We start from the raw sequence: 20,496 nt of genomic DNA, 5'->3' as shown, positions 1-20,496 counted from the left end.
ACAGTAAAAAGATGGATACTAATTGAAAATGGAGAAAGTTGGCATGTCTGTATGACTGAATGACGGGTGAAAGGTGACTCCATGCATATACCGGGTTCTGCTGAACTGCTCGAGGAAACGATCAAAAGTACTCTCCAACAAAGCTCGGATCTTGTGATCAAGACTGTAAAGGATCAGGCGAATCTCATATATATCAGCAACTTGATCGACTCTGAACTTGTTCATCAACAATTGCTGACTACGCTGCAGCAACTCCATCTTGAAGCGCTCAGCATGGAGGAGCTTGCGCAAGCGATCCCCGTCGGTGAGACAAGTTTAACTTGTTTGATCGAACAAGCGGTTGCCATGATTTTGCGAGGTTGGACGTTGGTATATAAGGTCGGCCATTCCGATGCCGTCATGGTCAATACATCCAAACGCCCGCAACGTGCTCCTTCTATCACCGAAATCGAGACGAATGTGACCGGGCCCCAGCTTGGTTTTACGGAATCGCTGCAAACCAACCTTGGAATCGTCCGCAGCTACATTTCGCATGAAAATTTGTGCACGGAATCGTTCCAGATCGGTGAGATAACAAGAACCCAGGTCCAATTGCTTTACATCAAAGAAGTGGCCGAGGAACAGACCGCTCAGACTATGCGGCAGCGTATTTCTGAATTGAAAATAGACGGTGTGGTTGGCAGTTCGTTATTGTCCCAGCTTATTGAAGATAATTCAATGACCATTTTTCCTCAATTGATGCTAACGGAACGACCGGACCGTGTAAGCTTTAGCTTGCTGGAAGGCAAAGTTGTCGTGCTTGTCGATGGGGGCAATTTTGCCATTGTAGGTCCAAGCACATTTCTGGATTTTTTCAAATCGCCGGAAGATCATTACTTGCACTGGAATATCGCCATGTTCGTTAGAGGACTGAGGTTCCTGGCGATTCTGATCTCCATCTTGCTCACCCCTGCTTATGTGGCTGCCTTAACGTTTCATTATGAGGTTATTCCTCCCAGTTTGCTCGTGCCATTAGCACAGTCGCGGTCAAGGGTCCCGTTTCCGCCATTGTTCGAATCTTTATTTCTTGAAGTGACGATTGAACTTCTGCGCGAAGCGGGGGCAAGACTGCCTACCAAGGTCGGACAGACGATGGGTATCGTAGGAGGTATCGTTATTGGACAAGCTGCCGTTCAAGCCGGATTTACGAGCAATATATTAATTTTGATAGTCGCATTAGCCGCGTTGTCTTCCTTTACGACACCGATCTATTTAATGGGGGTCAGCATTCGGTTTGTCCGTTTTCCAATGATAATCGCCGCAGGAATTTGGGGCGGGGTTGGCATTATGTTTTCACTTTGCTTCTTACTTATTCATCTATTACGTCAGACGAGTCTCGGACATCCATACATGCATCCGATTTTTCCACCACGATGGAGAGACATGATGGATACCGTCGTCCGTCTTCCTTTTCCATGGCTGTCCGGACGTTCAAATTTTACGCGGAATGAGGACAAGCCGAGGTTTAACCGCTCTCAAGCGAAACATAAAAAAGACATCGACGAGTAACGGGTGATAAGGAATGGACATTTCGGATAAACCGAGGCAAGGATTACTTTTTCAATCGTTTCTGCTTATTTTTGTTATTTCCAAAGCTCAATTGGGAGTTGGCGTTCTCGGATTTCAGAGGGTCATATTCAAATCTTCCGGACACGATGCTTGGATATCGGTATTGATAGCAGGCTTGGCCGCACATCTGATCATGTGGTTGATAATCCGAACGCTCAGCCATTACGATTCAGCAGACTTGTTCGGCATCCATTATGCGATTTTCGGCAAATGGATAGGCGGGTTCCTCAATCTCATCTACATGGCGTATTTTGCTTTTTTTGTTTTAAACATATCCGTTACGTATATTGAAACGATAAAGTCATGGGTTTTTCCTGATTTCCCGAATTGGCTCCTTATGCTGCTGCTCATTACATTAATCGCCTACGGCTTGACAGGCGGAATCCGTATTATTGTTGGAGTTTGCCTATTCGGATTTGTATTCACGTATGGAATTTCGTTGTTTTTTTACGCGGCGATGCAGCATGCCCAGTGGAGTTTTCTGCTTCCTGTCATGGAGGCGTCGCCTTCCAAATTGCTTCAAGGAACACGTGAAATGGCTCTAACGTTATCTGGATTTGAAGTGATTTTCTTTCTCTATCCGTTCCTTAAGGATCCGTGGAAAGCGAATCTTTATGCACAGTTGGGTATACTTGCGACAAACTTGTTGTATCTCTTCGTGATGGTCGTTTCCATCGTGTATTATAGTCAGAATCAAATGCCGATGACGATTTGGGGGACATTAAGTTTGTTGAAAATTATTCGTTTCCCGTTTCTGGAACGCTTCGAATACATCATCATACCGATATGGATGCTCATCTTGATATGCAACATGATGTTATTTACTTGGGTCATCCTGCGTGGCATGAAACGCATATTTGGGCTAAACCAGAAGCGGACACTAGCCATTTTCTTGCTCATTCTCTTGATCTCTTCTTTTCTTTTCACTACACGCGGACAAGTGAACAAAATGAACGATGTGATGAATGCCGTCACGACCTATCTGAGCCTTATTTATCCAGCTATTCTTTTTCTAGTGGTGAAAATTGTGCATGTTATGAGAAAAAAATCAACGGTCCAATAGCTGCATTTCTTGAAGGAGAGAACCATGTGAAAAGACCGCTTTGTTTAATTGTCATATTGAGTTCGCTTGTTATCTTCTCGGGTTGTGTGAAGCCATATATTTTAGAAAATTTGGCTTTAAGCATTATTATCGGGTATGACGCAATCGAGAAAGACCGAATTCTTACGACTACAGTGCTGCATAAAATCGATCCGTTAGCGAAAGAGAAAACGCAAATCGTGGCCAATACGGCATATACCAGCCAAGGTGCACGCATTTCTTCCAATCGGGAGCTTAGTAAATATTTGGTGGGCGGACAGGTACGGGTCGTGATGTATGGAAAAAAGCTTGCTTCGGGCGGTATCATAGACTTAGCTGACACACTTTCCCGTGATCCAACGCTCGGTGATATCATCTATCTATGTGTTAGCGATAACAAAGCTTCGGATATTCTAACGCGTCGCTATCCCGAGGTTTCGAATATAGGGATTTATCTCTACGAAAATATAAGGCAAAACTCGGATCTCGAGGAACTTCCATCGCCTTCGCTTCATGATTTTCTACGAGATTATTACAGTGTGGGCAAGGATCCTATAGTGCCGTTGCTGAAACGAAGGGGCAACGAGGTCGCCATCAATGGCCTTGCGTTATTTCGCGACGATCGAATGGTGCATGAAGTAAGGCCAAGAGAAGGTTTTTTGCTAAAAGTACTTCTTGGTAATAAGAAAACCGGAAGCTATGAGCTTGTGGTAAGTTCAGAGCGCTTAACAAAATACATGAAACATCCGGGTAAGGATCTTAAGATCGCATTCGTAAATCGAAAGAGCAGCAGACAAATCAAGCTTGTGCAAACGAGCGGCCCTGAGTTTGCTATGTCGATTTCCGTCCTTGGCGATCTTCAGGAAATATCGGATGCCTACTCATTTAACAAGCATGAAGCCGTGGTTGCGCTAGAAGAAGAAATAGGGTTAAAACTGGCTAAGGAAATAGAAAGATTCATTCATGACATTCAGATCCATGAATCCGATGTTGTCGGATTCGGAGAAGTGTATCGAAGTAAAGTCAGAAACTCGCATTTGACCAAAGAAAAATGGCACGCCATGTTCAAGGACGCCAAAATTAAGGTGAACGTTAAATTTACCTTGAGAAGTACGGGAGTGATTGAATAGAAATTAGCCCCTGAGTGCTGCACTCAGAGGCCATTTCAGCTCAATTACCGGGAATCTAAAGATGTCAACAAATCGGGAACAGTTACGAACGAATACCCGCTCTTTTGCAAATAAGTGATAATCTGCGGCAGAGCTTCCAGCGTATTGCTGAGATTACCGTTTTTACCGCCGGCAGAGTGCTGCAGCACGATGGCTCCGGGCGCCGCTTCTTTTTTGACGGCAGCCATGATCTGGTTCACGCTTTTACCGTCCCAGTCCAATGTGTCGACAGACCAGCCAATGATACGATGCCCTGACAAAGCGGCATCTTCCTTTACATCTTGGGAAACGGCGCCGTAGGGGGCCCGAAAAAGGGCAGGGGGCTGCCCGGTAATGCTTTTGATCATGTCATCCGTTTTCTTGATCTCATCTTGTATTTGATCATTTGGCAAATGGACAAGATCTTGATGGTCCCAGGTATGGTTGCCGATAACGTGGCCTTCCTGAGCGATTCGCTTGATGACTTCAGGGTACTTTTCCGCGTGTTCGCCAACCACGAAGAACGTAGCTTGAATGTTATACTTTTTCAGAATATCAAGTATTTTGGGCGTATACTTGTTATCCGGCCCATCGTCGAAGGTAAGGGCAATTTTGCGCTCTTTCAGAGGAACGTGGTTGATAACGCGGGCGGCTGCCGATTCCTTTGTTGTAGCAGCAACGGTTACCGCGGACGCAGCACCTGCCGCGTTTAGTTTGGCTGAAGTCACCGTTTCCGGATCCGGAGTGGCGTTGTTCTTGGCGCCAGTGCAGCCGGATACGAGGAGGGCAAATGATAGAAAGCCCAAGGCAAGATAAGATTTCATAATAGAACACTTCTTTCGGTTTAAAGAACTCTCGTAAGATTCTTCTAATCTACTATATATACCTTAAATTATGATGAAAATCGACATGTTTTTCAAATCCTTTTTTGTTGGGCTAACAATGGCTATGGGCCTGCTGCCAAAGTGTTAATTTTCCGTGAACTTTATATTGACTTCTTCTGAATGAATCAGCTATTCTAGATTTAAGAGATTTGTCGCCAACATCAGGATAACGTTTGGGTATTGGTTGGCTAAAGGTTTGGACAGAAGGAGCTGTGTGAATTGCCTACTCTCAAAGATGTAGCAGATTTGGTTGGCGTCTCGATCTCAACGGCCTCTCGTGTGGTAAGAAATGACACCAGCAGGCACATTAACCCGGAGACTAGGGCTAAGATTTGGGAAGCTGTGCGCCAGCTGGATTACATACCGAATGAATCGGCTCGTCACCTCGTTAATAAACAAAAAGCCGATAAGAAGCAATCGAAACAAATCGGCTGCATCATCCAAGGGGCGCGTTTGAATGACGATCACCCTTATTACTCGCCGATCATTACGGCTTTTACCAAAAAAATATTGGAATCCGGCTATTCGCTAGCCTTCATTCATACGTCGGATGAGCTTTCCGATGAAGCTCTGCTTCATAAATGCGTGCACGACATCGGGGTAGACGGTATTATTATCGTTGGCGAGATAGGGCCGGCGATCATCGATTACCTGCAAAAAGTAGAGGATATGGCTTTGATCGGCATTTGTACGAACGGCACGGAAATTACCATGGTCGATTACGATCGGATTCATGCTGCCAAGTCAGCTGTCGATCATCTCATCGCGCAAGGGCACCGAACTATCGGTTTTGTCGGCGGTCCGGGGCATACGGGCGAGCTGAACAGCGAGGAAAGATTCCAAGGTTATAAATTTGCGATGTACGACGCAGGAATTCCTTTGAATAGAGATTGGGTGATTGATACCCGTTGGGTGATCGACCAAAGCTATGAAGGTGTTACCGAGCGGTTGAAGCAAACAGACCTGACGCGCCCGACTGCTATTTTTTCAGCAAGCGATCAATTAGCGATCCCGGCCATGCGGGCAGTCATTGAAAACGGTCTGCGTATCCCGGAAGATATTGCGTTCGTCTCTATGGACAATATTGATTTCGCGCAATATACGACCCCTCCGCTGTCATCGGTACACGTACCTAAGGTGGAGATCGGCACGACAGCCGCTTCGACGCTTCTGGATATGCTGCAGGGCGAGCAGCCGCTTCTTTCTAAAGTGCTGCTTCCACATAAATTAATCGTGAGGCAATCGTCCACGTATAAAAGAGATTAAAAATTTTTTGGATCTATGGAAAACGTTATCCAGAGTTTGGCGCCAATGAATGTCGACTATATAAAGGGGGTGATCCTGCTTATCCGCCGCACCAAGCATGCAACGGTATGTAGTATTCTTTCTATCACAAAAAATTGAAAAAAGGGTGATCGCGAAATGGTAAAGAATGCGAAGAAGGTAGTTTCTATCTCCATGCTTTCATTGGCTATGGTAGTTGTAAGCGCTTGCAGTAGTTCAAATTCATCTAATCCGGCGTCAGGTTCATCAACATCAGCACCAAAAGGCGATGCAAAAGCAACAACAGCTGCATCCGGTGAGAAAGTAACGATTACATATGGCGGTTGGGGCTTGGATACGATGACCGACGTCATCAAGGCGTTTCAAGCGAGTCATCCGAACATTGAAGTTAAGCCGGAGAATACGCCTTACAAGCAATATTTTACCAAACTGGAAACGTCCGCGCAGGGCGGTACGATGCCTGATGTGCTTTGGATGAATGGTCCGAACTTCATCAAGTATGCACAGAACGGCATTCTTATGGATATGACCGATAACATCAAGAAGGACCAACTGGATCTGACCAATTACCCAACCTCACTTGTATCCCTATATAGTTTGGGCGGCAAAAATTACGGGATTCCCAAAGACTACGATACGGTTGGTTTGTGGTACAACAAGAAGCTATTCGATGAAAAAGGAGTCTCTTATCCGGATAACACATGGGACTGGAATAAGCTGACGGAAGCCGCCAAGAAATTGACGGATCCGGGAAAAGGCATTTACGGGTTTGCTGCAGCGATGATGAATCAAGAGGACTATTACAATACGATTCTGCAAGCAGGCGGCTCCATTATATCCGATGATCATAAAAAGTCAGGCTACGATCAACCGGAAGCCATCGAAGGCTTGAAATTTTTGACGGATCTGATCCAAGTTCATAAAGTTTCGCCGACTCTCGCCCAAATGACAGAAACAGGTCCATCAGATATGTTCACATCCGGCAAACTGGCGATGTATTTTGACGGTTCCTGGGCTGCGTTCACCATCAATCAAAATGCTGAGATGAAGAACAATGCCGATGTTGCGCCGCTGCCAAAAGGGAAGAAGCAAGGTGTCGTCATTCACGGGTTGGGTCACGTTATCTCTGCGAATACGAAACACCCGAAAGAGGCGTGGGAATTCGTGAAATTCCTAGGCTCTAAAGAAGCTGCGGAAATTGCCGCCAAGCAAGGCGGAGCGATTCCAGCTTATAAGGGCAGCGAGACTGCATGGTTAGCCGCATTCCCGCAATATCATGCGAAGGCTTTTATCGATATGGCAGCGTATGCATCACCATATCCGGTATCGAAAAATACGTCCGTTTGGACGACGGCTGAGACAGAGATCTTGAAAGATGCGTGGCTTGGAAACAAATCTGCGGCGGATGCAGCCAAAGAGCTGGGCGCCAAGATGAACCAAGCGTTAGCAGCAGAGAAGTAAGCCAGTGGAGTGGAGATTCATTCGTAGTATCGTGAATCTCCCTCCTCCAATCCACTCATGGGAGCGTGTGTACTCATGCGATTCAGCTCGAAACGCCGATCCGATTGGATGTGGGCGTACATCATGATAGCCCCGTTAATGCTTGGCTTGCTTGTGTTCTATATATGGCCGGTGTTTCAAACGTTTTATTTTTCGTTTACGGACTGGGGAGCCTTCGGCAAGTATACATGGTCGGGTTTAGCCAACTACAAGCAGCTCTTTACGGATAAAGAATTACTTTTCGCTTTCCGGAATACGAGTATCTATATCGTAGCCGCCGTCCCGGTAGGGATCATCCTTTCTATCGTGCTTGCCGTCTTATTGAATCAGCAAATTAAAGGGTTGTCCTTATATCGAACGCTGTATTTCCTTCCTGTCGTAACGATGCCGGCTGCGATTGCGATGGTTTGGAAATGGCTGTATAACTCGGATTTCGGTCTGATCAACTACGTGCTGTCCCTGTTAAATATCTCAGGACCGCATTGGCTAACCGATAACCGAACGGCTCTATTATCGATCATTATTGTCGCCATCTGGAGTTCAATCGGCAGCAGCATGATTATCTTTTTATCCGGTCTTCAGGGCATCTCTGTTTCCTATTACGAAGCGGCATCTATAGACGGCGCCGGAGCAGTCACCAAATTCATGCGGATCACGCTGCCGCTGCTGACACCGACGATATTTTTCGTCATGGTCACTTCACTGATCAGCGCCTTTCAAGTCTTCGACTTCATTTATATGATGGTTGGCGATATCGTAATGGAATCGACGCAGTCGATCGTTTACTTGTACTTCAAATACGGCTTTTTGAAAAATAGCAAGGGATACGCATCCTCCATAGCGGTGCTGTTGTTCGTCATCATTCTACTCATCACATATATTCAAATGAAAATACAGAAAAAATGGGTTCATTATGAATAAGGGGGCAGCAGTATGAACACTAAATTACACAACCGGAAATCCGTTCAGACCGGGCTGATCCATCTTATTCTTATAGTGGGCGCGCTTATGATGGTCGCTCCTTTTATATGGATGTTTCTCACATCGGTGAAAACGCTAGGAGAGTCAACGGCTATACCTCCGATCCTGCTGCCAAAAACGTTTCAATGGAGCAATTACTCGAAGGTTTTCGTGAACTTGCCGTTCTTTACCTTTTACTGGAATACATTCATCACGACGCTGGTCAAAGTGATCGGCCAATTGTTCATTTGTTCGTTAGCCGCCTATGCCTTTGCGCGCATTCAATTTCCGGGGCGTCATTTCTTTTTCATTTTGATGCTGTCCGTACTGATGGTTCCTGGTCAAGTGTTTCTTATACCGCAGTATATGATTATGAAAAATCTGGGCTGGTTGAATTCACTGACCGCACTCATCGTACCCGGTTTATTCAGCGCTTTTGGAACATTCTTATTGCGCCAATTTTTCATGACGCTGCCTCACGAGCTTGAGGAAGCGGCGAAGTTGGACGGCTGCAACCAATTCCGCATTTACTGGCAAATCATGCTACCGCTCGCCAAATCCGGGATGATTGCCCTCGCCATTTTCACCATGCTCTGGTCCTGGAACGACCTTATGTGGCCGCTCATTGTCAACAGTTCACCGGACAAAATGGTGCTATCCGCAGGGTTAGCTTTCCTGGAAGGGGAGCACAAAACGAATTATACGATCATTATGGCCGGCTCCATGATGGCTATTTTGCCGATGATCGTCATCTTCTTTGTTTTCCAGCGTTCATTCATTCAGGGTATTGCGTTTACTGGGAGCAAGTCGTAGAAGGAGTCAAAAGGTAAGATACAAAGCAAGTTACAAAGCAAGTTACATAGAAAGTCACAAGGAGAGGAATCTACGATGCAAAAAGTTACAGCTATCCTGTTGGGGGCCGGAAATCGCGGTGCCCAAGCTTATGCGCCTTATGCACTGAATTATCCGCACGAGCTTGAAATCGTTGCGGTTGCTGAGCCTGATGAGGAGCGCCGGGCGGCGTTTATTGCTGCCCATGACATTCCGCAGGAGCATGCCTACGCGGATTGGGCGGAGCTTCTGAAGCAGCCGAAGCAAGCGGATATCGCGATTATTTGTACACAAGATCAGATGCATTATGAGCCTACGTTGAAAGCACTGGAAATTGGTTATCACATTCTGCTGGAGAAGCCGATGTCTCCGAGCCCCGAAGAATGCGTTGAAATGGAACGCATGGCCAAGAAGCATAACCGCTTGCTGACGATTTGCCATGTACTTCGCTATACAGCGTTCTGGACGGCGATGAAACGCGTCATTGATGAAGGGAAAATAGGCCAAATTGTTTCCATACAACTCAATGAAAATGTAGGCAATATGCATATGGCACACAGTTTTGTACGCGGCAACTGGAACAATTCGGAGAAGTCCAGCCCGATGATTTTGGCCAAATCGTGCCACGATATGGACATTCTCTCGTATATTATGGGCGAGCCGTGCGAGCGTGTAAGCTCATTCGGATCTTTGATGCATTTTAAGGGCGAGAATGCGCCTGAGGGGGCTACGGCGCGTTGTCTGGACGGCTGTCCAGCGGAAGCGACCTGTCAATATTATGCGCCCAAGTATTATTTGGGCTCGGGCCGCAGCTGGGCATCCAAGTTTACGACGGATACGAGCCTGGAAGGCATTTTGGAGGCGCTGCGCACGACGCCATACGGCAAATGCGTGTACCGCAGCGATAATAATGTCGTTGACCATCAAGTGGTCAACATGGAGTTCGCGAGCGGGGCGACCGTGATGTTCAGCATGTGCGGATTCACGCGAGATAACACGCGCATCGTGCAGATCATGGGCACGAAGGGCGACATTCGCGGCAATATGGAGGAGAACGAGTTCTCCATTCACGATTTTGTGACGAACGAGCGGAATACGATCCGGGTACATGCGTCCGAAGAAGGGCACAGCGGGGGCGATGTGGGGATTGTCCGCAGCTTCCTGCGGGAAGTGAGGGACTACGCAGGCGGAGAAAGCGTGTCCTCCGCATCGGTTTCCGTCCGCAGCCACCTCATGGCATTTGCGGCGGAAGCATCCCGCTTAAACGGCGGCGCGCCTGTTGAGATCGAGGACTACTACCGAAAATTAGTGAAAGTGGAAGCATAAAAAAAGAACGCAAGCGGCCGGGCGATTGGCTGGCTTGCGTTCTTTTTTTAACGTCGCAGGGATGGTTGCGGAAAAACAGGCTTAATGCCTGTTGTACCCGCCTCTGGGCGGGGAAAGTTCATCGAGCGACGGAAACCGGCTGTTAACGCTGTTTTTCCGCGTTAAAGTCCAAACTCCGCCGGTGGCCGGGTAGTTAACGCGGAAAAACCGTCTTAACGCCCGTCGTCCCCGCCCCTGGGCGTGGGAAACCGGGGGTTAACGCTGTTTTTCCGCGCTAAAGTCCCAACTCCGCCGGTGGCCGGGTAGTTAGCGCGGAAAAACCGTCTTAACGCCCGTCGTCCCCGCCCTGGGCGACGGAAACCGGCTGTTAACGCTGTTTTTCCGCGTTAAAGTCCAAACTCCGCCGGTGGCCGGGTAGTTAACGCGGAAAAACCGTCTTAACGCCCGTCGTCCCCGCCCCTGGGCGTGGGAAACCGGGGGTTAACGCTGTTTTTCCGCGCTAAAGTCCCAACTCCGCCGGTGGCCGGGTAGTTAACGCGGAAAACCGTCTTAACGCCCGTCGTCCCCGCCCTGGGCGACGGAAACCGGCTGTTAACGCTGTTTTTCCGCGTTAAAGTCCAAACTCCGCCGGTGGCCGGGTAGTTAACGCGGAAAAACCGTCTTAACGTCCGTCGTTCCCGCCCCTGGGCGACGGAAACCGGCTGTTAACGCTGTTTTTCCGCGTTAAAGTCCCAACTCCGCCGGTGGCCGGGTAGTTAACGCGGAAAAACCGTCTTAACGCCCGTCGTCCCCGCCTTGGGCGTGGGAAGCCGAGGGTTAACGCTGTTTTTCCGCGCTAAAGTCCCAACTCCGCCGGTGGCCGGGTAGTTAACGCGGAAAAACCGTCTTAACGCCCGTCGTCCTCGCCCCTGGGCGTGGGAAACCGGGGGTTAACGCTGTTTTTCCGCGTTAAAGTCCAAACTCCGCCGGTGGCCGGGTAGTTAACGCGGAAAAACCGTCTTAACGCCCAGCTTCCCAGACGAGATGTAGGGACTCGCATCTCCTCTACGAAGACGGATAATAAATCAGCGTCTTGTATACCGCTTTTGTATCCGAAATGTTCTTATACGTATGCGGACGATCGGCTGAGAAGTGGATGGCGTCGCCGGGATTCAGGATGTATTTTTCCTGAGCGATCGTCAATTCAATCCGGCCGGCCACCATCATAATGTACTCTTCCACGCCTTCGTTGTGAGGCTCGGACTCATGGGAGCAGCTGCTTTCCATCTCAACCGTGTATATTTCGAAGCTTTTTTGCGGGTGAAAGGGGAAAAGCGGATAGGCTCGGTATTGCCCGTCTTCCTCCTCGAAAGGGGAGAGTTCTGAAGCCCGGACAACCGTGATCTTCGGTTCGTCGTCTTCAATCAGACTCGTGAAAGAAATCTGAAGTCCGCTCACGATTTTCCAGAGCACCGAGATGGTCGGATTCGAATCACCACGTTCAATTTGCCCCAGCATCGCCTTGCTGACACCTGTCAGATCCGCAACTTGATCGAGACTTAATCCTCTGGTTTTGCGTATGTTCAACAACTTTCTGCCTACCATTTTATGGATGGGTTCGTTCATATCGGTTACTCCTTTTGTCATAATTCCGCATACTAAAAAAGCCTATTTACAATATAACATACATTCGTGTAATATCATATACATAGATAACAAAACGCACAAATGTATACTATAGTATATTTGTGATATGGAGGAATCATGATGAGCGCTACAATGGTAGGGTTGGTCAAAGCGCACCGGGGACCCGGCGCGGTTCTAAAAAAAGTTCCTGTTCCGACTTGCGGACCGGACGAAGTGTTGGTTCAAATTAAAGCGACCTCGATTTGCGGAACGGACGTGCACATTTATAAGTGGGATGCCTGGGCGGACAAAACGGTTGTTACTCCAAATGTGTTCGGCCATGAGTTTGCAGGGATTGTCGTCGAGATCGGTGAACGGGTAACGGGAGTGAAGATTGGAGATCACGTTTCGGCTGAGGGTCATATGGTATGCGGTACTTGTAAAGCATGCCGAACCGGCAATGCGCATGTCTGTCCGAATACGAAAAGCTTCGGCATAACGGCGCCGGGTTGTTTTGCCGAGTATGCGGTTGTGAAGGCGAGCAACATCATTCATAACGATGAGAAGCTGCCTTTTGAAATCGCCTGCCTTCAAGACCCGCTTGGCAATGCCGTTCAGACGGTTTTGTCCGGAGATATCGTGGGTAAATCCGTTGCCATTATTGGCGTAGGACCGATTGGCTTATTGGCCATTAAAGTGGCTAAGGCCTGTGGCGCCGGGACTATCTTTGCCGTTGATATTAATCCGAGCCGGCTGGAGATGGCCGTGCAGATGGGAGCGGATGTCACGATCAACGCGATGGAAACGCGTACATCCGAAGCGCTTCGCACATTGACGGACGGTGAAGGTGTCGAAGTTGTTCTTGAAATGTCAGGCAATCCTCAGGCGATTGCGGACGGATTTGAAGCTGCCGCCAATGCGGGAAGGGTTTCATTGCTCGGCATTCCGACAAGAGAGGTCAGTCTGGACGTGACCAATCATATTATTTTTAAAGGGCTCCGGGTTGAAGGCATTACAGGGCGGAAGATGTACCAAACCTGGTACCAGATGAAAGGGCTCTTGAACCAGCGGCGAATTGACCTATCATCGGTCATCACGCATAGATTTACATTAGATCAGTATGAAGAAGCCTTTGATTTAATGGACCGGGGACAGTGCGGTAAAATTGTTTTTATTCATTAAGAGGGGAGACGACCTATGAAATATTTAAACGATTTGGCAGCGGATATCGAAGGGTGGAAACGGGAAGGGCGTTACCGGACAATTAAAGTATGGGAAAGCGGCTCCGATACTTGGATGACGCTGAACGGAAGACGAATTCTCCAGATGTCCTCCAACAACTATTTGGGACTCACGCATCATCCTAAGCTGAAAGAAGCGGCCATCGCCGCTATTGAAAAATACGGCGTCGGCAGCGGATCGGTCCGTACGATTACCGGTACGTTGGATATCCACGATGAGCTTGAACTCGAGCTCGCCAAATTCAAAGGGACGGAAGCTGCGCTTGTCTTCCAGTCCGGTTTCACGACGAATCAAGGGGCGCTCTCCGCGATCCTTGGAGCGGATGATGTCGTCATCAGCGATGAATTGAATCATGCGAGCATCATTGATGGCATCCGACTAACCAAGGCAAGCCGTAAAATTTTTGCCCATAAGGATATGGATCAGTTGGAAGCGGTACTGAAAGAAACGCAGCATCACCGTAAGCGCGTAGTTGTTACGGATGGCGTATTTAGCATGGATGGGGATATCGCACCGCTGCCCGATATTGTGCAATTAGCTGAAGCGTACGATGCCATCGTGTATGTGGATGATGCCCATGCGAGCGGCGTTTTAGGCAAAAACGGCAAAGGATCGACGGATCATTTCGGCCTGCATGGCAGGGTGCATATCCAGATCGGTACATTATCCAAAGCAATTGGCGCCGTCGGCGGTTATGTGGCAGGCGCTCAACTGCTGAAGGAGCATCTGATCCACTCGGCACGGCCGTTCCTGTTCAGTACTTCGCAAACGCCAGCGGTCGCAGCGACGTGTTTAGCCGCTATTCAAGTGCTGAAGGAAAGCCCGGATTTAGTGACAAAGCTATGGGAGAATGCGAATGGGTTTCGAGCTGCTCTGCAGGGGTTAGGCTTCAATACCGGAGCGAGCGAAACTCCAATCATTCCGATCATTGTCGGCGATCCGACGCAAACGATGCGCTTTTCCGATCGGCTGCTGGAAGAAGGCATCTTCGCCCAAGGCATCGTCTATCCGACAGTAGCCATGGACAAAGGCCGCGTTCGCCTCATCGTGACAGCGCAGCATACGAAGGACGATCTCGCCTTTGCTTTGAACAGCTTGCAGAAGGTTGGCCGTGAATTCGGGCTTATTTCATAATTAGGAAGAAAAAGGGAGCATAGATCAATCGGCGATTAAGCTGATCGGTCTATGCTTTTTTGCGGCTAAAGTTTATCTTTCATCCTCGAAAGGATTAATAGTAGTTTGTTCCAACAAAATTTTCATGTGTTTAAGTGGTTTCTTCGGTCACAGGTCCTCTAACAATCCCTCTTTATTCTAAGGCCCTCGGTTCTCTAATAAGATACCCAAGAGACTCTAAATATGTGCGATTCATCCGTAAGAGATAGTATAAAGAACAAGATTCCATGTTTAACGAACATGGTTCTTTAATTATAGACTTTTGTTCTATCGAGCTCGTTTTTGGCCGTTTTCCATTAATTTAGCGTCAAACCAGTGCACTAATAGCGCCTCATGTTCGCAGTTGCTTATCTTCTCTCATGTACTGACTAACCCCCACCCATTTATACAGTAAAAATAAATCGCATCCAGCTAGTGTCATGAAGTTGGTCTATTTTGGTTTGGGTATCCATCGGATTGACGGATCGAAATATTTACAATAATCGTTTGCGACGAGGACCTGAGGCGCAGCCTCGGGGTTTTTATCATTGGCACAGGAATTAGAGGGCAACAATTGCAAAGCCAACTTGTGATACAACTAATACAAGAGGCACGAAGGAAATAGATGCCATCTAAGCAATTAATCTGGAAAAATCAACAAGGAGATGATCTTATGAGTAAGTTAAGCGGTAAAGTTGCCCTAGTTACTGGAGCAAGCCGGGGGATCGGACGCGCAATCGCACAGCGTCTGGCACAGGAGGGTGCCTTAGTTGGCGTTCATTACAATAAGAACCGGGATGCTGCGGAAGCGGTTGCTCGGGAGATTGAACGGAATGGCGGATCAGCCTTCACAATGGAGTCGGACCTGGGTTCATTGAACGGTGTAGAAGCGCTTTACGCAGCATTTTCAAAGGAATTGCAAGAACGCACCGGCGGTTCGGACTTCGATATTTTGGTTAACAACGCAGGGATTGCGGTACACGGATCGATTGAAACGATGAAGGAATCATCATTCGATGAAGCGATGACAATCAATGTGAAGGCGCCATTTTTCTTGATTCAACAAGCTTTGCCTCGTTTACGGGAGGAAGGTCGAATAATTAATCTCTCGTCCGCAGTTACGAGAATTGCCATTCCAGACATTTCTGCGTACAGCATGACGAAAGGAGCAATCAACACGCTGACGACCATCTTGGCCAAACAGCTCGGACCGCGCGGGATTACGGTCAATGCGATCCAGCCAGGATTCATTGCAACCGACATGAATGCTGCATTGCTGGAAAACCCGGAGGCTCGGAAATTCGGCGCGGATTTTTCGATATTTGGAAGATGGGGTCAACCGGATGATGTAGCGGATATCGCCGCTTTCCTTGCTTCCTCTGACGGCCGCTGGGTAACCGGTCAATTGATCGATGCCAGCGGCGGATCACACCTCTAATAAACGATAAGACTCATCGCATAACCAAGTATACTCCCGAGTACTAAACCACCTAATACTTCAATTCGATTATGGCCCATGCTCTCGCGCAGCATAGGGCCATCTTTCGTCGCTTGCAGCGCATTGATGCGTTCCGCGTGACGGCCGACATGCCGGCGAAGGCCCATCGCATCGATGATGACAATGAACGTGATCGCCGTTCCGAGGCCGAATAATGCGCTGTCAAAGCCTTCACGGAATCCGATCAGCATGACGGTTGTTGTCATGATCGTTGTGTGATTGCTCGGAAAGCCCCCATTGCCGATCCGGTCTCTGGCGTTCCCGTAACGGAGTTGATTGATGGCGAATTTCAGTATTCCTGCACTGAACCAAGCAATAAATGGGGCTAAGGCATACGTAAACATCGTGTTCACTCTCCTGTTGATTCGCAGTAAAGGGCAGGCGTAAAAGCGAATGGAACGGGATTCAGGCAGCGCAGTTTCGTCTGATCGGCAACAACCGTAAATGCGATATCTCGTTCTTTCAAACGCACCATCAGGGAAATGAATCCATTGGGATAAACCGTCAGCTGTTTCCCTTCCAACCCTGAAAGCTGATGTCGGACTTGTTCGCTTTGTCTGACCTGTAAGTGAAAGATAAAATCGGCGGATTTCAAAGCATCTGTACAGCAGACGAAAAGTAACAACAAGGCGATAGCCTGAACAAAGCGTTGTTGTGACCACCAGCCCATTATGACGATAATCAGCGGTACGAGCCAAAGCTGCGGCACATATCTGACCCACCAGGGCTCCGGATTGATGAATACGGTCGTAAGCAACGCTAAGATCAACAGGGTGGAGACCACACCTTTTTTGATCCGGAATACACAAAGAAGAGCCCACAAGCAAGCGGATCCGATCAAGATCCACGGCGAAAGGGGACCAAATCCGGCCACACGGGTATCGACGTTCACCTTTTGAAAGTCATCCCATGGAATAGGCCATAACTCAGCACGAGCAGAGCTTGCCGGTGTGATGACATCATCCGTTTTTGAGGTAAGGGAGAGCAAAAACGTCTTGAAACGGCTATGTCCGATAAAATTATCCGGTGAGTTCAACGTCATAATATCGAGCGCGTTGTTCCCGGCAAGCGGATAAAAAGGATGCCCATATTTCAAAGTATTCGTAACATAGGGGTTCCATCCGAACACAAGAAGCCCGATTAAAGCACTGCACAGTAAAACGCTAATCGCACGTAAAACAGGGGCTTGTTTCCAGGCTTGGAGCAGTCTTCTTCCCGATTTCCCGCTTATTGCTCTGCCTTTTCTCAGTTCTAAAATAATCAAAGTTACGACAAGCCAGGCGCAAATAAGTCCGGCGTAGGCGATTGCTGTGAACTTAATATTGACCAGGAATCCTACGGCTATTGCAGCTATCGCAAGAGCTCTGCGATCAAAAGTGAACACGTAGTAGATGCCCGCACTTATCAAAGTTAGCAAAAGGCTGGCAATCGCACCGTCGTTATAGTTTGTGAGCAATTGGACAACGGTCACGGGATTGCAAGCTGCACAAGCCGCTACTAGAAATACGATGAGGGGATGGAGGTAACTCATTGGCCCTACAAACTCTTTCTTTTCATACAAAGACCAGACTTTCATCAATGCCCCGAGAACTGCACAAAAGGATGCCGTCATCAAAATCAGATTGATTGCTTTAGCGTATTCCAAATGACCGGTAAGAGAATAGATGGCTGCTGCGAGTACCCATATGCCTTTGGGATAATGTTTCACCCAGATTGAATCGAGATAATCCGGCTGATAGAACGGATTCCAGCCATTATGAATGCTGTATGCCGCTAATTGATGATAGCCTTGTCCATCAAAGGAGGTATCGTAGATAAGCCCCGAAACCCAAACGGACAATACGAGGAACACTCCAACAAGCAGCAGGGTGGCCCCAAGACTGCGCCACTTCATTTGTTTGACGAGCTTCCCCCATAACAACAAGCCCGCGATCATCAGCATGGCAACGGAAATTATCGTTAGAGGCCGGAAAGGAAGCCGTGTAAGTAGAATCAAATATGAGGAAATATACAAAATCCCTATACTTCCAATCAAGCCAAGTGATACGGCTAATCCCCATTCGGCCCCAATTGTCATCAACTTTGTGTTGCCTACAGGCTCGACCGTGCGTGCAAGGCTAGGATTTGGCAAGAACAATCACTCCCACAACAATCATCAACAAGCCCCCGATTTTCATAAGTGAGACCGTTTCTTTAAATAGCAGCACCGCCAAAATAAACACGATGACATAACCGATAGCCACCATCGGATACGCGGCAGAGAGCGGAAGGCGAGTCAGGCCGAAAATCCAAAATACGGCAGATAAACCATAACAAATCAGCCCTTCGATAATAAAAGGCTGCGTAAACATTGTAAGAAGTTTCGCCAACAAGGACGTGGAGGCCGCTGTGTTCAACTTGGTTGCGCCAAGCTTCATCAGCACCTGCCCGACCGCTCCGAGCAAAATTGAAGAAAAGACGAATACATAAGCTTGCACCGGCGGAGCTCCTTTCTGGCGATTAACCGAACATTTGTAAAAGCGCGACAACGGAAATGCCGAATAATAATGCGCAGGACAATATGCCCTTATCTTCGAAAAGCAGCGCATCGGGCTTCCCGCCTTTGCCCAGAACGTGAATCAAATATAAATACCGGAATATACCGTAAATGACAAACGGAATCGTCCACATCAAATAAATGGAGTGGCCTGACATGAAAGTGAACATGGAATAGCACATAATCGCCATCGTCGTGACGATCATCGACATTTGATTCAGCAGCGGTTCCGAATACGAATCAAGTACTTTGCGGTGTGAGCCTTTGTTATTTTGCAGCAGTAAAAGCTCATGGCGGCGCTTGCCGATGGCCAGAAACAAAGATAGGAGAAACACGCATAACAAGAACCACGGTGTGAATTTCGAGCCGACGACGATGCCGCCGCAAAGCGCCCGAATGACAAAGCCCGAGGCCAAAATCATCAGATCGAGAATGACGACATGTTTAAGCTTGATGGAATAGGCGACATTTATGATGAAGTAAAGAATAAGCAGAAGCATAAACAGCGGATGCATCGCGAAAGCAGCGATCAAGGAACCAACTAGCAGAATAGCTCCAAATGTAAGCGCCAGCCCCGGATGAAGGGCTCCCGAAGCCATTGGACGGAAGCGTTTTTCCGGGTGCAGACGGTCGGCTTCCCGATCCATATAATCATTCAAAATATACACGCATCCCGAAACGAGGCAAAAGAGCAGAAAAGCGCCGGCGCCCAACCACCAATTCTCGATCTGGACTTTATCGATGGAAAAAATAAGAGCGGCGAAAACGAGTAAATTTTTACTCCATTGTTTAGGACGAAGCTGTAAAAATAATAGTTTCACAGTTTCTGCAAATGAGACTGAAGATCTGGCCGGCAGCGCGTCGCGACTGGGGATCAATTCCATCAACTCCTTTTTTACACATTAATTGATATTTGTCATTGCGATATTAAATTTGTGCTGACTTTTTATGATGATTTTGTAAAGGAATAAACTTGACGATCAACATAGTTTTTATGAGAAAATAGATCATGAAGGAAGTCGGAAGAAGAGAGAGGGAGAATGATGAAGCTTTCCGTTTGCGTAGATGCGTTGTACCGAAATCAGGATTTCGCTGAAAGTGTGAGGAGCATTAAGTCTGCCGGGTGTGACACGATTGAGTTTTGGACGTGGTGGGATAAGGATCTGGAAGCGGTGGGGCGTGCTGTGGGAGAAATGGGCGTATCGATCGCTGCGATCTGCACGAAATTCATCAGCTTGGTAGATGCGTCGCAACGGGAGTCCTATCTGCAGGGACTAAAGGAGTCAATTAAGGTCGCGGGCAGATTGAATTGCCGTCAATTAATCTCGCAGGTCGGCCAGGACCTCAAGGGTGTTTCCAGAGAGGAACAAAAAAAGTCCCTGATCGATGGTCTTCGTCAGTGCATTCCGCTGCTTGAGCAGGCTGGCATCACGCTGCTTGTAGAGCCTTTGAATACGCGAATTGATCATAAGGGCTACTTTTTGGCCTCTTCCGCCGAAGCTTTTGACGTGATTAAGCAGGTCGGGAGCCCGCACGTCCGTGTTCTCTATGATATTTATCATCAGCAAATTACCGAAGGACATATTATCGCGACGATTCAGGATAACATCGAGTGGATTGGCCATTTTCATGCTGCAGGCATCCCGGGCAGGCGGGAATTGAGTACCGGCGAGCTAGCCTACGATCGCATTTTTCAGGTTATTAAACATACGGGTTATACCGGTGCTGTAGGTCTTGAATATTTCCCGGAAAATGACGCCGCAGAAGGCATCAAGCAGGCATTCACCCTTTCGACATCATAAATCGAGAGCTTGTGACACCCTAAATTAGCTATACTCATG

At 47.9% G+C, this 20,496-nt stretch carries 18 protein-coding genes; 12 read left to right on the top strand and 6 right to left on the bottom strand.

The features are described from left to right. Positions 1-81: 81 nt before the first annotated feature. Genes ACFQZT_RS03285 through ACFQZT_RS03275 form a run of 3 tightly spaced genes read left to right on the top strand, consistent with a single transcriptional unit; the run spans position 82 to position 3,819 of the window. Positions 82-1,548 (top strand): spore germination protein, encoded by a 1,467-nt coding sequence (locus tag ACFQZT_RS03285; RefSeq protein ID WP_379296492.1) that lies wholly within the window; start codon positions 82-84, stop codon positions 1,546-1,548. A 13-nt stretch (positions 1,549-1,561) separates the two neighbouring features. Then, positions 1,562-2,671, top strand: a complete 1,110-nt coding sequence (locus ACFQZT_RS03280) for a GerAB/ArcD/ProY family transporter (protein WP_379296491.1) — start codon at positions 1,562-1,564, stop codon at positions 2,669-2,671. 26 nt (positions 2,672-2,697) lie between these two features. After that, on the top strand, positions 2,698-3,819 hold the full coding sequence (locus ACFQZT_RS03275) for a Ger(x)C family spore germination protein (protein ID WP_379296489.1): 1,122 nt from the start codon (positions 2,698-2,700) through the stop codon (positions 3,817-3,819). Positions 3,820-3,863: 44 nt separating this feature from the next. Here the strand turns inward: ACFQZT_RS03275 and ACFQZT_RS03270 are convergent, their stop codons facing one another. Further along, complete coding sequence (locus tag ACFQZT_RS03270; protein ID WP_379296487.1) at positions 3,864-4,661, bottom strand: polysaccharide deacetylase family protein; 798 nt, start codon at positions 4,659-4,661, stop codon at positions 3,864-3,866. A 279-nt stretch (positions 4,662-4,940) separates the two neighbouring features. Here ACFQZT_RS03270 and ACFQZT_RS03265 point away from each other — a divergent pair, with 279 nt between their 5' ends. The 5 genes from ACFQZT_RS03265 to ACFQZT_RS03245 all read left to right on the top strand — a co-directional run bounded on the left by ACFQZT_RS03265 (position 4,941) and on the right by ACFQZT_RS03245 (position 10,622). Next, entirely contained in the window at positions 4,941-5,987 is a 1,047-nt protein-coding gene (locus ACFQZT_RS03265) for a LacI family DNA-binding transcriptional regulator (RefSeq protein ID WP_379296485.1), read from the top strand. A 156-nt stretch (positions 5,988-6,143) separates the two neighbouring features. Next, the gene (locus tag ACFQZT_RS03260) at positions 6,144-7,466 is read left to right on the top strand and encodes an ABC transporter substrate-binding protein (RefSeq protein ID WP_379296483.1); all 1,323 of its coding nucleotides are present in this window, start codon (positions 6,144-6,146) and stop codon (positions 7,464-7,466) included. Positions 7,467-7,541: 75 nt separating this feature from the next. Next, positions 7,542-8,426 carry a carbohydrate ABC transporter permease gene (locus ACFQZT_RS03255; protein WP_379296481.1) on the top strand — a complete coding sequence of 295 codons (885 nt, stop codon included), beginning with the start codon at positions 7,542-7,544 and terminating at the stop codon, positions 8,424-8,426. Between the two features lie 12 nt (positions 8,427-8,438). Beyond that, positions 8,439-9,278 (top strand): carbohydrate ABC transporter permease, encoded by an 840-nt coding sequence (locus tag ACFQZT_RS03250; protein ID WP_379296479.1) that lies wholly within the window; start codon positions 8,439-8,441, stop codon positions 9,276-9,278. A gap of 75 nt (positions 9,279-9,353) precedes the next feature. Beyond that, positions 9,354-10,622, top strand: coding sequence for a Gfo/Idh/MocA family protein (locus ACFQZT_RS03245; RefSeq protein WP_379296477.1), 1,269 nt, complete (start codon positions 9,354-9,356; stop codon positions 10,620-10,622). 1,044 nt (positions 10,623-11,666) lie between these two features. Here the strand turns inward: ACFQZT_RS03245 and ACFQZT_RS03240 are convergent. Then, positions 11,667-12,227 carry a helix-turn-helix domain-containing protein gene (locus ACFQZT_RS03240; RefSeq protein ID WP_379296475.1) on the bottom strand — a complete coding sequence of 187 codons (561 nt, stop codon included), beginning with the start codon at positions 12,225-12,227 and terminating at the stop codon, positions 11,667-11,669. 141 nt (positions 12,228-12,368) lie between these two features. On the opposite strand from ACFQZT_RS03240, the gene tdh reads away from it, so the two are divergent. The 3 genes from tdh (at position 12,369) to ACFQZT_RS03225 (ending at position 16,059) form a co-directional block, all read left to right on the top strand. Beyond that, a complete protein-coding gene (gene tdh, locus ACFQZT_RS03235) occupies positions 12,369-13,409 on the top strand; it encodes an L-threonine 3-dehydrogenase (RefSeq protein WP_379297936.1) in 1,041 nt (346 codons plus the stop codon). Positions 13,410-13,424: 15 nt separating this feature from the next. Next, positions 13,425-14,603: a glycine C-acetyltransferase gene (locus ACFQZT_RS03230; protein ID WP_379296473.1), complete on the top strand. Its 1,179-nt coding sequence runs from the start codon at positions 13,425-13,427 to the stop codon at positions 14,601-14,603. Positions 14,604-15,294: 691 nt separating this feature from the next. Then, positions 15,295-16,059, top strand: a complete 765-nt coding sequence (locus ACFQZT_RS03225) for an SDR family oxidoreductase (RefSeq protein ID WP_379296471.1) — start codon at positions 15,295-15,297, stop codon at positions 16,057-16,059. On the opposite strand, the gene ACFQZT_RS03220 is transcribed toward ACFQZT_RS03225, so the two are convergent. Genes ACFQZT_RS03220 through ACFQZT_RS03205 form a run of 4 tightly spaced genes read right to left on the bottom strand, consistent with a single transcriptional unit; the run spans position 16,056 to position 19,539 of the window. After that, entirely contained in the window at positions 16,056-16,463 is a 408-nt protein-coding gene (locus ACFQZT_RS03220; protein WP_379296469.1) for a divergent PAP2 family protein, read from the bottom strand. The genes ACFQZT_RS03225 and ACFQZT_RS03220 overlap by 4 nt on opposite strands. A gap of 5 nt (positions 16,464-16,468) precedes the next feature. After that, positions 16,469-18,250, bottom strand: coding sequence for a hypothetical protein (locus tag ACFQZT_RS03215; RefSeq protein ID WP_379296467.1), 1,782 nt, complete (start codon positions 18,248-18,250; stop codon positions 16,469-16,471). After that, positions 18,237-18,596: an SMR family transporter gene (locus ACFQZT_RS03210; protein WP_379296465.1), complete on the bottom strand. Its 360-nt coding sequence runs from the start codon at positions 18,594-18,596 to the stop codon at positions 18,237-18,239. Before ACFQZT_RS03210 ends, ACFQZT_RS03215 begins: the two co-directional genes overlap by 14 nt. 22 nt (positions 18,597-18,618) lie before the next feature. Beyond that, complete coding sequence (locus ACFQZT_RS03205) at positions 18,619-19,539, bottom strand: decaprenyl-phosphate phosphoribosyltransferase (RefSeq protein WP_379296463.1); 921 nt, start codon at positions 19,537-19,539, stop codon at positions 18,619-18,621. A gap of 156 nt (positions 19,540-19,695) precedes the next feature. On the opposite strand from ACFQZT_RS03205, the gene ACFQZT_RS03200 reads away from it, so the two are divergent. Continuing rightward, the gene (locus ACFQZT_RS03200; protein ID WP_379296461.1) at positions 19,696-20,457 is read left to right on the top strand and encodes a hydroxypyruvate isomerase family protein; all 762 of its coding nucleotides are present in this window, start codon (positions 19,696-19,698) and stop codon (positions 20,455-20,457) included. Positions 20,458-20,496 lie beyond the last annotated feature (39 nt).

It is taken from the genome of Paenibacillus sp. GCM10027628 (genome assembly GCF_042676385.1).
Taxonomy (GTDB): domain Bacteria; phylum Bacillota; class Bacilli; order Paenibacillales; family NBRC-103111; genus Paenibacillus_E.
Note: the sequence above shows the minus strand (reverse complement) of the source record. Positions and strands in the feature narration are given on the sequence as shown.